14 protein-coding genes are annotated in these 14,272 nt (G+C 73.0%); 8 read left to right on the plus strand and 6 right to left on the minus strand.

What is annotated here, in order from left to right; translation table 11 throughout:
* Nucleotides 1–9 precede the first annotated feature (9 nt).
* The 3 genes from ABD126_RS32545 to ABD126_RS32555 all read left to right on the plus strand — a co-directional run bounded on the left by ABD126_RS32545 (nucleotide 10) and on the right by ABD126_RS32555 (nucleotide 3,004).
* Nucleotides 10–813 (plus strand): LURP-one-related family protein, encoded by an 804-nt coding sequence (locus tag ABD126_RS32545; protein WP_343938264.1) that lies wholly within the window; start codon nucleotides 10–12, stop codon nucleotides 811–813.
* A 112-nt stretch (nucleotides 814–925) separates the two neighbouring features.
* Nucleotides 926–1,204 carry a hypothetical protein gene (locus ABD126_RS32550; RefSeq protein ID WP_343938266.1) on the plus strand — a complete coding sequence of 93 codons (279 nt, stop codon included), beginning with the start codon at nucleotides 926–928 and terminating at the stop codon, nucleotides 1,202–1,204.
* A 12-nt stretch (nucleotides 1,205–1,216) separates the two neighbouring features.
* The gene (locus ABD126_RS32555) at nucleotides 1,217–3,004 is read left to right on the plus strand and encodes a S8 family serine peptidase (protein WP_343938268.1); all 1,788 of its coding nucleotides are present in this window, start codon (nucleotides 1,217–1,219) and stop codon (nucleotides 3,002–3,004) included.
* A 1-nt stretch (nucleotide 3,005) separates the two neighbouring features.
* On the opposite strand, the gene ABD126_RS32560 is transcribed toward ABD126_RS32555, so the two are convergent.
* Both ABD126_RS32560 and ABD126_RS32565 read right to left on the minus strand, forming a co-directional pair.
* A complete protein-coding gene (locus ABD126_RS32560; protein ID WP_343938270.1) occupies nucleotides 3,006–4,232 on the minus strand; it encodes a DUF6239 family natural product biosynthesis protein in 1,227 nt (408 codons plus the stop codon).
* Nucleotides 4,233–4,235: 3 nt separating this feature from the next.
* Entirely contained in the window at nucleotides 4,236–4,802 is a 567-nt protein-coding gene (locus tag ABD126_RS32565) for a hypothetical protein (RefSeq protein WP_343938272.1), read from the minus strand.
* Nucleotides 4,803–5,201: 399 nt separating this feature from the next.
* Between ABD126_RS32565 and ABD126_RS32570 the strand changes: the two genes are divergently transcribed.
* Both ABD126_RS32570 and ABD126_RS32575 read left to right on the plus strand, forming a co-directional pair.
* Nucleotides 5,202–5,864, plus strand: coding sequence for a winged helix-turn-helix transcriptional regulator (locus tag ABD126_RS32570; RefSeq protein WP_343938274.1), 663 nt, complete (start codon nucleotides 5,202–5,204; stop codon nucleotides 5,862–5,864).
* 572 nt (nucleotides 5,865–6,436) lie between these two features.
* Nucleotides 6,437–7,207, plus strand: coding sequence for a helix-turn-helix transcriptional regulator (locus ABD126_RS32575; protein WP_343938276.1), 771 nt, complete (start codon nucleotides 6,437–6,439; stop codon nucleotides 7,205–7,207).
* A 51-nt stretch (nucleotides 7,208–7,258) separates the two neighbouring features.
* Here the strand turns inward: ABD126_RS32575 and ABD126_RS32580 are convergent, their stop codons facing one another.
* Nucleotides 7,259–8,236, minus strand: a complete 978-nt coding sequence (locus ABD126_RS32580) for a DUF1702 family protein (protein WP_343938278.1) — start codon at nucleotides 8,234–8,236, stop codon at nucleotides 7,259–7,261.
* 13 nt (nucleotides 8,237–8,249) lie between these two features.
* Nucleotides 8,250–9,227: a hypothetical protein gene (locus tag ABD126_RS32585; RefSeq protein ID WP_343938280.1), complete on the minus strand. Its 978-nt coding sequence runs from the start codon at nucleotides 9,225–9,227 to the stop codon at nucleotides 8,250–8,252.
* Nucleotides 9,228–9,454: 227 nt separating this feature from the next.
* On the opposite strand from ABD126_RS32585, the gene ABD126_RS32590 reads away from it, so the two are divergent.
* Complete coding sequence (locus tag ABD126_RS32590; protein ID WP_343938282.1) at nucleotides 9,455–10,423, plus strand: carotenoid oxygenase family protein; 969 nt, start codon at nucleotides 9,455–9,457, stop codon at nucleotides 10,421–10,423.
* A gap of 2 nt (nucleotides 10,424–10,425) precedes the next feature.
* Here the strand turns inward: ABD126_RS32590 and ABD126_RS32595 are convergent, their stop codons facing one another.
* Nucleotides 10,426–11,835, minus strand: coding sequence for an alpha/beta hydrolase (locus ABD126_RS32595; protein WP_343938284.1), 1,410 nt, complete (start codon nucleotides 11,833–11,835; stop codon nucleotides 10,426–10,428).
* Nucleotides 11,836–11,950: 115 nt separating this feature from the next.
* Between ABD126_RS32595 and ABD126_RS32600 the strand changes: the two genes are divergently transcribed.
* Entirely contained in the window at nucleotides 11,951–12,445 is a 495-nt protein-coding gene (locus tag ABD126_RS32600) for a metallophosphoesterase family protein (protein WP_343938286.1), read from the plus strand.
* 69 nt (nucleotides 12,446–12,514) lie between these two features.
* Nucleotides 12,515–13,720 (plus strand): cytochrome P450 family protein, encoded by a 1,206-nt coding sequence (locus ABD126_RS32605; protein WP_343938288.1) that lies wholly within the window; start codon nucleotides 12,515–12,517, stop codon nucleotides 13,718–13,720.
* A 70-nt stretch (nucleotides 13,721–13,790) separates the two neighbouring features.
* On the opposite strand, the gene ABD126_RS32610 is transcribed toward ABD126_RS32605, so the two are convergent.
* Nucleotides 13,791–14,272: cellulose binding domain-containing protein (locus tag ABD126_RS32610; protein ID WP_343938290.1), on the minus strand; the 482-nt coding region annotated here is incomplete at its 5' end.

Consider the following 14,272-nt stretch of genomic DNA (forward strand, 5'->3'; position numbering starts at 1 on the left):
GTGCGCGGTATGACCAACCCTCAGCCCGGCTGGTACCCGGAGCGGCCCGGCTCGCCGGTGGTGCGCTACTGGGACGGCAGCCGGTGGACCGCGCAGACGCGGCCGGCCGACGACTCCAGCCCCTGGGAGGTCTCGCTGGACGGCGCGCCCGACCCGGAGCGCATCCGCGAGCAGCAGCGGCAGGCCGGGGTCGGGCAGGTCGGGCAGGGTGGCGGGACGCTGTTCACCGAGCCGGTGCTGGTGGTCAACCAGCGGGTCAAGCTGATCGAGCTGGCCAACGAGTACGCGGTGTTCGACCAGCACGGCCGGCAGCTCGGCGCGGTCGTGCAGGTCGGGCAGAGCACGTTCAAGAAGGTCATGCGGTTCTTCGGCAGCTACGACCAGTTCTTCACGCACCGGTTCGAGGTCCGCGACGCGCACGGCCACACCGTCCTGCGGCTGACCCGACCCGCCAAGATCGTCAAGTCGCGCATGGTCGTCGAACGGGGTGACGGCACGCCGCTCGGCGAGATCCGGCAGGAGAACGCCATCGGCAAGATCCGGTTCGCGTTCGAGGTCGGCGGGCAGCGGATCGGGGGCATCCAGGCGGAGAACTGGCGGGCCTGGAACTTCTCCGTCACCGACCACACCGGCGCCGAGGTCGCCCGGATCACCAAGACGTGGGAGGGCCTGGCCAAGACCATGTTCACCACGGCGGACAACTACGTCCTGCAGATCCACCGCCCCCTGACCGACCCGCTGCTGAGCCTGGTCGTGGCCTCGGCGCTGACCGTGGACACCGCGCTCAAGCAGGACGACCGCGGCTTCGGCTGAGCCGCGAGGTCCGTCCGGCCCGCCCCTCCGGTCGCCCGTTCGGACGCTAACGCCCACTCCGAACGGCCGATACCCCGGGTAGAGGTGCACGCGGGGAGGTAGCGTTGCCGACGTGGAGCCCAGGCGCGGGGTCGTCGCCCCGGAGCTGGAGCGGTGGTGCCGGGACGCCGGGGACGGCGACCGGCGCACCGCCCTGGTGCGGCTGCGCGGCGGAGCCGACGTCGAGCGGGCCGCCGGACGGCTGGTCGCGCTCGGCATGGAGGTCACCAGCCGTGGCCCCGGCTCCGTCACCGGCACCGTCTCGCCCCCCGTGCTGCGCCGGATCGGTCAGGAGACCTGGGTGCTCGCCGTCGAAGGACCCCGAACCCTCAGGTCGCTCCAGCACGGCTGAGAGGGCGGGGCGATGGAGCCCAGACGGGACACGGTTCTGGACGCGCGGTTGCGCGGCGCGGCGGCGTTCGCGGGGTCGGACCTGCCGGTGGAGGAGAGCCTGGGGGCGCGCGCCCTGGGCCGGGAGACGGCGCCGCGCCGGACGACGGTGAAGCTGCTCGTGCGGTCGGCGGAGTTGGCGACGGCCGAGGAGTGGATCGAGGCCGCGGGCGGCCGGGTGGTGTCCACGCCGCCGGACCCCGGCTCGTCCGGCCAGGTGGTGGTGCTGGCGGGGGTGCCGGTCTCGGCGTTGTCCGAACTGGACGGTCAGCCGTGGCTGCTGCGCGCCGAAGCGCCCAAGGAGATGTTCACCCGCATGGACCGGGCGCGCGGCCCGGTGACCGGTGTGGACGCGGTGCAGGCGGCGCAGGGCGACCTGACCGGCGCGGGCGTGCTGCTGGCCGTGGTGGACACGGGTGTCGATTGGGCGCACCCGGACTTCCGCCACGACGACGGCACCACCCGCCTGGAGCGGTTCGTCCACGCCCACGTGCCCGAGGGCACGGAGGAGTCGAGGTTCGACGTGTTCGATGCCGGCGCGATCGACAAGGCGTTGAACGGCGGCCCCGCCATCCCGACCGGTGACCCCGGCGGCCACGGCACGCACTGCGCGTCCATCGCGGCGGGCAACGGGCGCGGCACGGCGGACCGCCGGTACCGCGGGGTGGCCCCGGAGGCGTCGCTGATGGGCGTGCGGGCCGAGCCGCTGCTCGACGTCCACATCATCGAGGGCATCCGCCAGGCCTTCGACCTGGCGGGCGACCGGCCCGCGGTGGTGAGCCTGAGCCTGGGCGGCCACTTCGGCGCGCACGACGGCACGTCCGCGATCGAGAACGAGATCGCCCGCGCCACCGGCCCCGGCCGGATCGTGGTCGTCGCGGCCGGCAACGAAGGCGACGACGGCGTGCACGCCGACGGCCGGTTGGCGGTCGGCGAGGATCTGACGTTCACCGTGCGGGTCCCCGATACCGGGCTGGTGTTCTGCGACGTGTGGATCCCGCGCGGCGACCGGGTGGACGTGTTCGTGGAGAGCCCGAGCGGCACGCGGTTCGAGCCCAACAACGGCGAAACGTCCACACCGGACGGGATCTTCGTCGCGGACTTCGTGGAGAACCCGGTCAACCGCGAGCAGAACCTCACCTTCCTGATGATCAACGGCACGGTGGACGACCGGTGGACCATTCGCGTCACGCCGCTGTCCGTGGTGCACGGCGAGGTCCACGCGTGGGCCGGGTCGGTGGACGGCGGCCGGTTGATGTTCCCGGGCGCGCCCGTGGAGGGCTACTCGATCGGCATGCCCGCCACCGAGGAACGCGCCATCGCGGTCGGTTCGCTCATCTCCCGCAACAGGTTCGAGGGGCCGCAGGGCGACTCGACCCTGCCGGGCCTGACCGTGGACGCGGTGTCGTCGTTCTCCAGCCAGGGACCGACGCGGATCGGCGTGCGGAAACCGGACGTCGTCGCCCCGGGCCAGGTCGTGACGGCGGCCCTGTCGGCGGGCTCGGAGATGGCCGCCAACCCGCGCCTGGCCGGGCGGCTGCACCCGTCCGGGAAGTACGTGACGATCCAGGGCACCAGCATGGCCACGCCGTTCGTCGCGGGGATCGTGGCGCTGATGTTGCAGCGGGAACCGAGGTTGACGCCCGAGGAGGTGCAGCAGCGGCTGCGCATCACGGCGCGCCGGGACGCCACGACGGGTCCGGTGTGGAACCCGCGTTACGGGTGGGGGAAGTTGGACGCGGAGGCGTTGTTCCGCACCTGAGTCACCGCGAGCGGCCGGCGGTCCACGCGGCCAGGCCCGCCGTCGTGGGGGACTCGCCCGGGAAGGCGGCCTCCAGGGCGCGGGCGTAGCGCTGGGCCTCCGGGCCGCTCAGGTCCGGTGGACGCAGCCACGGGGCCGGGTGCACGCGGCCCGGTCCCGGTCGCCCGCCGAGCAGGACCACGTCGGCGGCGGTGTCCCGGACGGGTTTGCCCAGGCGGGCGGCCTCGGCCCGGACGACCTCCGCCGCCTTGGCCGACCGGTCCGAGGAGTCGCCGGCGAGGGCGATCGGGCCCGGGATCTCGGCCACGGTGGCGCGCAGAGCGGTGGCGTCGGCTTCGGTGAGGGCGGGCCAGGGTTGGTCGGCGGGCCTGCCGGTCAGCAGGGAGGCCAGGACCGCGCTCGCGTGCTCCGGGGCTTCCGGGCCGCGCACGTCCGGGCCGTCCCACGGTTCCTTGCCCGGCGAGACCGGCATGGTGGCCCGGACGCCATCCCGTTCCAGCCACAGGGAAGCCCGGACCTCGCCCAGCCACACCAGGGCCCACCGGCCGCTCGCGCCGGGGCGTTCTTCCGCGTCCACCAAGGCGTTGGGGGCGTTGCCCACCTTCAGCGGTCCGGCGGTGTGGACCAGGTTCCAGCCCGGTCGGTGCGGGACGACCAGCACGTCCACCGGGGTGGCGCCGACCGGGACCCGGCTGAGCACCGGGCGGCCCGCCGGCGGGGTCACCAGGTGACCGGCGACCGTGATCTGCGCGAGGCTCACCAGCAGCGCCACGCCCAGGCCGATGCCCACGAGCCGGACCATCAGCGTGGGCGGGCACAGCGCGACCCAGGCGACACCGGCGAACCCCGCCATCAGCACCACGTGCGCGCCGGCCAGCGGGGGACCGGTGAACCACACGGCGGCGGCGGCCGTCCCCAGGACCACCAGCGCGACGACGCACCTGGCCACGCCCGGGAACCGGTCGCGCAGCAGGGGTGGTGTGCACAGGCACAGCAGCACCCCCGCCGCGGCCGGGGCGGGCAGCCACCGCGCGTCGGCGACCAGCAGGGAGGCGACCCCGCCGGCCGCCGCCGCCGCGGTGACCACCCGCCTGGTCCGCAGGCCGGTCCGGGTGAACGGGCGGGTCAGCGCCCAGCCCGCCGCGAGCGTCACGGCGATGAGGAGGACGAGCCGCAACAGGGTGAAGCCCAGGGGCAGCCCGACCGCCCCGCCGCCGTGGCCGTGCACCGGTCAGGCCATCGCCGGCACGGCGCAGGTGCACCGCATCTGCGCGCGTTCCTCCAGGTTGGGTCGCATGTGGAGCACCATCGCGACCACCATCGGCACGAACACGATGAAGTTGTAGAACAGGTGCAGCTCCACGCGCGGCACCAGCAGCTGCACGATGCTCGTCGGCACCGGGCGGCCCAGCAGGTTGACGCCCGTGGAGGACTGCATGATCAGCAGCAGGTGCTCGACGTGGTGCCAGAACTGCAGCACCAGGGCGATGCTCCACCACGTCCGCGCCCGGCCGACGAAACCCTTGCGCAGCGCGAACAACGACACGAGCATCACCAGCGCGAACGCGTAGTGCAGCACCTCGGACGTGATCAGCCACGGGAACCACAGGCCGAGGACGCCCTTGGCCTTCGGCACCGCCCAACCCATGGCGTAGATCTGGAACGCCTGGGCGAGGTGCTCGGCCCAGTGCGCTAGGACGACGAACAGGAACGCGTAGAGCGCGAGCTTGTGGTGTCGGGCGTTGAGCGTGCCCGTCTCGCCGCCCGCCGCGTGCGAATGGACGTGGGTGTTGGCCACAGATCCTCCCGGCGACTACCGGTCCACGGTGGAGAACTTCCCGGCAGCAGAACGCTACCTACGCGCGTGAGCTGGGCAAACGCTCATCGGCGGAGAGAGCAAGCCGGAAGAAGGCGTGCTCGGGCGAATGTAGTGCGGCCGGTGGACCACCTGCCGCAGTGGACGCCGCCGTCGGCGCAACGGCCCCCGGCGCGGGGAGCGGTGGGCCGACGGCGGACGGCTCGGTTCGTGACGGTCGACCGCCCCGGGAGCGGTCGACCGTCGGGCAGCGGGCGGTTCGGCGGAGGGGGGAAGGCCGACGAACCGGGTGCGGCTGCCAGTGGTGGAATCTACAACTAAGTGGTCCTAGAAAACAACTGCGGTCTCTTCGTGAAGGACCGTCGCTGGTAATCTCGGGTCATGTCCACCAAGCGCAAGTACGACGACGGGTGTGCGGCGGCTCATGCCCTCGACCTCGTGGGCGAGCGCTGGGCGTTGCTGATCGTCCGCGAGTTGCTGCTCGGTCCGAAGCGGTTCACCGACCTGCGCGCCGGCCTGCCGGGCGCGAGCCCCAACGTGCTGTCCCAGCGGCTGCGCGAACTCGACGGCGCCGGCGTGGTGCGGCGGCGCAAGCTCCCGCCGCCGGCCGCCGCGTGGGTGTACGAGCTGACCGCGTGGGGCCACGAGCTGGAGCCCGTGATCGTCGCGCTGGGCCGGTGGGGCTGCCAGTCGCCGTCGCTGCGCGACGACGCCCCGATCAGCGCGGACTCCCTGGCGCTGTCGCTGAAGACCCGGTTCGACCCGGCGCGCACCGACGGGTTCACCGGGCGGGTCGTGCTGCGGATGGGCGAGTACTCGTTCACCGTGGCGTTGTCCCCCGACGCCATCACCGTTTCGCGCGGGGAACCGGAACGCGCCGACGCCGTGCTCACCGCCGCGCCCGCGACCCTCAACGCGGTCATGCTCGGCAACCTCAGCCCGGCGGAGGCGAGTGCGGACGGCGGGTTGTCCGTGTCCGGCGACCGCGAGCGGGCGAACCGCTTCCTCGGGTTGTTCCCGGCGCCCCGATCCGCCGCGGCCTGACGCGCCGATGACGCGCACGGGTGTTTCTTCCACCCGACGACTATTACGTCGGCGATCGTTCCCCGTGGAAAGATTCGCCTGGAGCGGTCCGGGCGCGGCCGCCCGGTCGGCACGGCGGGCGCACTAGGGTGATCGCAGGCGTGCGCTGGTCCGGTGGGCACAGCCGGGGCTGCTCCGAACAGCTTGTTGCACCTTTTTGGTGGCTCCGGTGTCCAAATCGGGCGAATTGCGGGGGCTCCTCCTCCGGGGTGATTGACAATCGTCGGAACATACTTCGTCAAGCGCTACAAATACGGCCGTCCGAAGTTGTCGAACCACTCCCCGGGAACTTTCATCCGGCGTTGACCGGTTGATCTTGAAATGTTTGACGGAGTCGCGTTCGCGCACCTTGCGCAGGCTGTCATGCGCTGGTAACTTTCCGCTCCAGTGTGCTACTGGGGGCCTTAAGGGCTGCACTAATACCGCACGGTGGTCAAGGGCGACCACCGTGCGTCCGCCGCCGTCCGGGTGTCCTGTCGCGCAGTTTTTCCGAGTCACCTCTGCCAGCATTTGCGCGAATGGAGGCCTTGGTCGTGGGAGAAGTCATCGAACGCGCCGTCGGTCGGGTCATAGACTTCATGCACGAGAACATCGGCGAACAGTTCACCATAGACGACATGGCTCGGGCCGCGAATTACAGCAAGTTCCACTTCTCGCGGGCGTTCCAACGGGTCACCGGGGTGTCCCCGGGCCGGTTCCTGGCCGGTATCCGACTACAGGAGGCGAAACGCCTCCTGGTCTCCACCACGCTGACCGTGACCGACATCAGCCACCGCGTCGGCTACACGAGCGTCGGCACGTTCAGCTCCCGCTTCCGCAGCAGCGTCGGCGTCTCGCCGAGCACCTACCGGCAGCTGGGCGGCTGCACCCCGCACATCCCGATGCCCCGGCGCGACGTGGACGCGCGCCCGGCGTCGGTGCACGGCGAGGTCTCCGCGCTCCCGGCCTGCGCGCCGGGGCTGGTCTTCGTGGGGCTGTTCCCCGACGGCCCGCACGGCTCGCCGACCCGGTGCTCCGTGCTGCACCGGCCGGGGACCTACACGCTGACCACCGTGCCGCCGGGGCGGTGGCACCTGCTCGCGCACTCGGTGGCGCGGGGTCGGGAGTCCGTCCTGGGTGACGGCCCGTTCGCCGGCGAGCTGGGGCTGTCGGTGGCGTCCTACGGTCCGATCACCGTCCGGCCCGGCGTGCCGGTCACCCACGCCGACCTCGTCCTGCGGCCCTTCCCCGTCGAGGACCCGCCGATCCTGGGGGCGCTGCTGAACATGCGCACGATCGCGCTGGGTGTGGACGCCGCCTGCTGACGCCTGTGGCGAAGGGCCGCCCCCGATCGGGAGCGGCCCTTTCGACATCCTTCAGGAACCGGTTCCCTGCCGTTGCGCGAATTCCCGGGCGACGCGTTGCCGCCAGACCTCGTACGCGGGTTCGGGGTGATCGGTGATCGGCGACGCGGGCCGGCACTCCCGGACCACCCGGACCGCCTCTTCCGGCGTGGCGCCGCAGAAAACCCGGGTCGCCAAACCCGTGTGCGGCACCACGAGTCCGGCCCTGAGCCGGGTTTCGGCGGCGAACGCGGCGGCCTGCGCGAGGATTCCGGCGTGCCGCCCGGCCCGCCGCCGGAACAGCTCCAGCTCGGCCTCGGTCACGCCGCCCGCGTAGGTCGCGGCCAGCCCCGCGCCGGCGTACAGGTCCTCGCGGCGGTGCTCGGCGAACCCGTCGACCAGGTCGGCGACGTGCGCGGGGTCGGTGCCGCCGACGAACCACAGCGCGCGGCCGATGCCCTGGTCCAGCGCGCGGTTGGCGTACCCGCGCGGCCCTTCGGCCGGCCAGGGGAAGTCCCGGTCGACGTGCTGGCCGCGCACGTACTTGTCGGTCTTGAAGTAGGCCTGGTGGAAGCCGTAACCGTCGAGCACCAGCCAGCGCAGCAGCGGGTCGGTCGCCGCGCTCTTCGGCCACCGGAACCGCGGCAGCCGGGCCATCGCCCAACCGAGGCCGACGTACGCCATGTAGACGTGGTCGGCGGCGCGGCCCGCGAGGAACTGCTCGAAGTGCCGGGAATGGCCGAAGGGCAGTCCGTCGAGCACCGCGAAGGCCATCGCGGCGCCCTCGTAGGCGAACCCCTTGAACCGGGTCGGCAGGCGTTCCAGGTGTTCCTCGGCGTCGCGCGGGTGGCGGGCCTCGGCGGCGTGCGCGTACCCGGTGACGAACATCCGACCGATGGTCTCCAGCAGTTCCTTGCCGGCCTCGTCCTTGACCCGGAAGCCGCGGGTCGCCATGAGGGTCTCGGCCAGGTCCGGTGTCAGGACCCGGCGGCGCAGGGCGCGCAGGTTCACGGTGTCCTCCTCGTCAGGCCCACGGCGCGGTCGGGTACCACGGGATGATCTCCCGGCGGGCCAGCAGCCGGATGTCCCAGTACAGGAACGTGAAGACGCCGGCCACGATCAGCGCGGCGGCCGTGATCACCGTGGCGCGGGTGGGGTTCTCGGTCAGCCAGCGCTGCAACCGGCCGCCGGTGAAGTGCGCCAGGGCGAGGAACAGCAGCGCCATGACGACGATGTTGCCCACCGACTGGAGGGTGAACGCGGCTGCGCCGTAGAGCGGGTTGCCGCTCTCGGCCGCGTCCCGGAACATCTTGCGGAACAAGCCGAACGGCCGGCCGATGAGGAACCCGCCGATGAGCACGCCCATGAACACCATGGGCGCGTTGGGCCGCCGTTGGGAGATCTTGCGGAACGGGTCCTTCACCACGCCCAGCGACGCCAGGCCCAGGTAGACCATGACCAGGCCGATCACGCCGAACACGACCAGGGACTGGATGCTGCGGCCGTTGAGCGTGCCGGCGACGGTCTGGGCGGTGGAGAACTGCGGCATCCTCGTGCCGAAGAAACCGACCAGCGCGCCGTAGAGGGCGGACACGCTGATCATGCCGACCGCCAGCCACCCCAACGGTTTGAGCGAGGCCTTCACCCGCGACCACCGGCTGCCGGTGGACCCGAGCAACGGCGCGACCGCGCCGAACGCGGCGATGTTGCACGCGGTGAAGGTGCCCGCGACGCCGGTGGCGAAGGCGAACGCGACGCCCGCGAGGACGCCGGTGATCGGTTCGCCCTTCGCGTCGTGGCCCAGGATCGTGTTGGCGACGCTGTCGCCGATCACCGAGTCCACGAAGTGCGCCGACCACACCACGGTGAGCAGGAACCCGCCCAGCGCGCTGAGCAGGATGATCAACCCGCGCCGGCGCGGGAAGTGACCGTTGACCAGGGTCGAGGTCGCCACCGGTCCGGAACCTCTGTGGTCGAGCCGGTTGGTGCCGCTGCGCGTCATGGGATCTCCTTGCAGGGGGATGGGTGCCGTGGACGAGGTCGGCGAGCGGACACCAGCATCCGTCGCGCCGGGCGGCCTGTCTTTCTCCGAAGATGCGCAGTCCGCGGCGCTTCGGGCAGGCGCCCCGCGGGGGCCTCGCGCCCTGGTGGCCACCCCTTGACAGCATTCCATAACGCCGCTATAAATCGTAACTAGAACACTGTTATGGAATCCGGGAGGTGGGGGCGATGGCCGCGCCGACGCGGGAAGCCGAACTGGGACTGGACGTGCGGGGTGAGCTGCCCGCCGAGCTGGACGGCGCCTTCGTCCAGACCGCCGCGCGCGGGGTGTGCGGCATCCGGCTCGGCGGGGGCGCGGCGCGGTGGTTCCGCGGGCCCGCACCGGTGGGGTTGGTGGGCGCGCACCCCTCGGTGGCGCGGCCGGTGTTCGACGGGCAGCGGTGGCACGCGGTGGTGTCGCACCCCGGGCTGGGGTACGCCGAGCACGTCGTGCTGGGCGCGGACGGCGGTGTGGTGGGGGTCGAGCCGTTCGCCGCGGACGGTGTGCCCGCCGTCGCGGTGGCCGGGCGGCTCGTGGTCGTTGTCGAGTCCGGGCCGTATTACAGCCGGGCGGCGGCGCTGGTGGGGGTGCGTGATCCCCATGTGCACGCCGACGACCGGCCGGTGCGGATCGGGTTGCTCAGCGGCGGTGAGCCGTGCTGGTTCGAGGCCGGGGTGGGCGAGGTCCGGCAGGTCGTCAACGCCTACACCGAGTTGGGGCGGGTCGTCGTCGACGCCGTGTGGGCGCCCGGGGTCCTGCGTCGGTGCACGATCGACCTGGGCACCGGGGTCGTGCGGACCACGTCGCTGCCGGCGCTGGACGTCGGGGAGGTGGACCCGCGGTTCGTCGGCGTGCGGCACCGGTTCGTCTTCGGCGCGGTGGGGCGGTCGGTGGTGCGGCACGACCTGGCGTTGGGCGAGCGGGCGGTCGGGCGGCTGCCGGTGGAGCCCTCGCAGCCGGTGTTCGTGCCGCGCGGGAGTGACGAGGGTGACGGGTGGTTGATCGTCCTCGCCGGTGATCGGCTGGTGGTGCTGGACGCTGAGGAGCCGGAGGGGCGGCCGGTCGCCGAGGTGGCGTTGCCGTTCGCGGTGCGCGCGAGCGGGCGCGCCCGGTGGGTGGCGGCCCCGGAGCTCCACGGGGAGCACCGGAGCCGTTAGGTCTACTGTGGACTGTCGGACACCAGGTGCGCCACCTCCCGCGCCAGCACGTCCCGGTCGTTGAAGTACGCGGTGTGGCCGACGCCGGACCAGGTCAGCAGTCGTGACCCGGCGATCTGGCGGGCCAGGCCGCGACCCCACGCCATCGGCGTGGCCGGGTCGTGCTCACCGCTGACCACCAGGACGTTCGCCGCGCCCCGCACGGCCTCGCGCCGCCACGGGTTCGCCGCCGGCACCGGCCACCCGGCACATCCCGCCTGCACGTCCCAACCCTCGACATGGCCGCGGGTCACCGGCGCCAACCGGCGGATCTCACGCTGCCGCGCCGCCAGGTCGGCGAAACCCCGGACATCGCTGGGGAAGTCGTGGCACGCGATCACGCGGTACGCCGGATCGGTGGACGCGGCGGCGAACGGCGCGGCGTCGGTCTCCGCGTCCCGCAACAACTCCGCCAGGCGGGACCAGTTGGCGGGCGAGTACAGCGCCGAGTAGACGCCATAACCCAGCTGTTCCGCCGGAATGCCGTTCGGAACGCCCGTCGCCGGCAACGGCGCGCGGGCGAGCAGGTTCTCGTAGTGCGTGATGACGTCCCGGCCGTGCAGGGCGCACGTCGAGTCCTCGGCGCACCACTTCGCGAAACGCGTGAACACCTCCTCGGTCACGCGCGCCTCGTCGGCGGCCATGCGGCGGGAGCCGACGCTGTGGTCCACCGCCCCGTCGAACACCGCCGCGCGCACCCGGTCGGGGTGCAGGCGGGCGTAGGTCGTGCCCAGCAGGGTGCCGTAGGACAGGCCCAGCCAGCTGACCTGCCGTTCCCCCAACGCCTTGCGCACCGCCTCGAAGTCCCGGGCGGCGCTGACGGTGTCCACGTGGTCGATCAGCGGGCCGGTGGCGCGGCGGCAGTCCTCGGCCACGCGCCGGTTGTGCGCCACGAGCCGGTGGTACTGCTCGGGCGTGGTCGGGAACTGCGTCACGGCCGGGTCGAACGGCGGCGTGGGACAGGTGATCGCGGGCCGGCTCTCCCCGACGCCGCGCGGGTCCACGCCGACGATGTCGAACCGGTCCCGCAGGTCGGCGGGGAACACCTCGCGCGCGTAGTCGCGCACCATCGGCACGGCCGGCCCGCCGGGTCCGCCGGGGTTGATGAACAGCACCCCGATCCGCCGCGCCGGGTCGGCGGCCCGCACGCGCGACACGGCGAGGGTGATCCGCTCGCCCGGTCGCGCCCAGTCCAACGGCACGCGCACGGACCCGCACTCGGCCCCCTGCTCGCCACACGCGTGCCACTCGATCCCCGCCTGCGCACCCCCGGGCTCGGCCACGGCCGGTGCTGCTGCGACCGGTGCCGCTGTGACCGGTGCCGCGGCGGCGGCCAGCCCCAGTACGACCGCCACTGCGGTCTGTCGTCTCATGTCATCCCCTCGGTCGAAGTGCCGGCGGGGTCGATCATGTTGAGCGTGCGCCTGCGCGGTCGTCACCCGGCGGTATGACGCGCGATCATCCCGTGGTCGGGGTATCAACACCGGTATGAGAGTCGTGGTCCTGTCCGACACCCACGCGCCCCGCCGCTGGAAGTCCTGCCCGCCGCGGGTCGCGGAACACCTGCGCGACGCCGACCTGGTCCTGCACGCCGGTGACGTGTGCGTGCCGTCGGTGCTGGACGAGCTGGCGGCCTTCGCGCCCGTGGTCGCGGTGTGCGGCAACAACGACGGGCCCGACGTCGTCGCCTGGGGCGCGCCCGAGACCGTCGAGTTCGACCTCGACGGCCTGCCGGTCGCGATGATCCACGACAGCGGCCAGGCCAAGGGCCGCACGGCCCGGATGGCGCGCCGGTTCCCGCGCGCCCGGCTGGTCGTGTTCGGGCACTCGCACATCCCGCTGGACGAGACCGGCGACGGCGTGCGCGTCTTCAACCCCGGCTCGCCCACCGACCGCCGCCGGCAGCCGCACGGCACGATCGGCCTGCTCGACGTCGCGGCGGGGGAGCTGGTGTCGGCCCGGATCGTGCCCGTCACCGATTAGCACCCTTGTACGCAGCGTCGCGATGTGGTGACTATGGGTGTCCAGCCGTCGAGCCAGCCTGGAGATCCGATGGAGTTCACCCTCGACCCGACCGGCCGCGACATCCACGCCGAGGCCGCGTTGCTGCGGTCCCGCGGCAGGGCCACCCGCGTGCGGCTGCCCGGCGGCGTCACGGCGTGGTCGGTCGGCGGGCTGGCCGACCTCAAGCGGCTGCTGGGCGACCCCCGCCTGTCCAAGGACCCGCGCCGGCACTGGCGGGCCTGGCGGGACGGCGAGGTCCCCGACGACTGGCCGCTGCACCTGTGGGTGTCGGTGCGCAACATGTTCACCGCCTACGGCGACGAGCACCGCAGGCTGCGGGCGCTGGTGTCCAAGGCCTTCACCCCGCGCCGCGTGGACGACCTGCGGCCGTGGGTGCGGCGGATCACCGCCGACCTGCTCGACGCGCTGGCCGCCGGTCCCGACGAGGTTGACCTGCGGGAGGCGTTCGCCTACCCGCTGCCGATCGAGGTCGTCTGCCGCCTGTTCGGCGTGCCCGACGACCTGCGCCCGGCGCTGCGGCGCGCGGTGGACGTCATCTTCGACACGACGGCCTCCCCGGAGGACGCCGTGGCCAACCAGGAGCAGCTCTACGCGTTGCTGCACGGCCTGGTCGAGGCCAAGCGCCGCGATCCCGGTGACGACCTGGCCGACGGCCTGATCGCCGCCCGCGACGAGGACGGGTCGCGGCTGACCGAGCAGGAGCTGGTGGACACCCTGATCCTGGTCCTGGCCGCCGGCCACGAGACCACGGTCAACCTCCTCGACCACGCCATCACCGCGCTGCTGACCCACCCGGAGCAGCGGCGGCGGGTGGAGACGGGCGACGTCTCGTGGGCGGACGTGGTGGAGGAGACGCTGCGGTGGCAGGCGCCCGTGGCCCACCTGCCGCTGCGGTACGCGGTGGAGGACGTCGCCGTGGACGGGACGGTCATCGCCCGCGGCGACGCCGTGCTCGCCGGGTACGCCGCCGCCGGCCGCGACCCGGAGCAGCACGGCCCGACGGCGGCGGAGTTCGACCCGGGCCGGGCGGACAAGACCCACCTGTCCTTCGGCTTCGGGGCGCACTACTGCCTGGGCGCGCCGCTGGCCCGGCTGGAGGCGGAACTCGCGCTGCCCGCGCTGTTCGCGCGCTTCCCGGACCTGGCGCTGGCGGTGCCGCCGGCGGACCTGGCGCCGCTGCCGTCGTTCATCTCCAACGGCCACGCCACCCTGCCGGTCCGCCTGCGGGGGTAGACCGCGCGCCGCCTCGGCGCGCGACGGGCCGGGATGCCCAGGGGGGATGGGCATCCCGGCCCGCTCGGCGTCAGGAGGCCGTGCAGGTCGGGCTGGGGGAGCCGGCGCTGCCGGTGCCCTGGAACCCGAACTCGGTGGCCTGCCCGGCGGTCAGGTTGCCGTTGTAGGCGACGTTGGACCACTGGTTGCCGTTGCGCGTGGCGTTCCACGAGTTGGTCACCGTCGAGCCGGACGGCAGGGCCAGCGTCACCGTCCAGCCCCGGATCGCCGCCGCGCCGGCGGTGACCTTCACGGTGACCACGAACCCGCCGTTCCACGCGTTGACCGACGCCGTGGCCGTGCAGCCGCCGGGCACCGGGTCGTTGGACGTGGTGGTGGTCGTCGTCGTGGTGGTGGTCCCGCCGACGCTGTTCAGGGCGTCGAGGACCGCCGTGTAGGCGGGCTTCTTGTTGCCCGAGCCGTCGAAGAGCAGTGGGGTGCCGTAGGAGCGCCAGGAGTCGGTGTCGCGGATGCCCCACACGGTGATGCCGGTGCATCGGGCCACCGCCAGGC

Origin of the sequence: Saccharothrix mutabilis subsp. mutabilis (genome assembly GCF_039521145.1) — a bacterium.
Lineage (GTDB): Bacteria > Actinomycetota > Actinomycetes > Mycobacteriales > Pseudonocardiaceae > Actinosynnema > Actinosynnema mutabilis.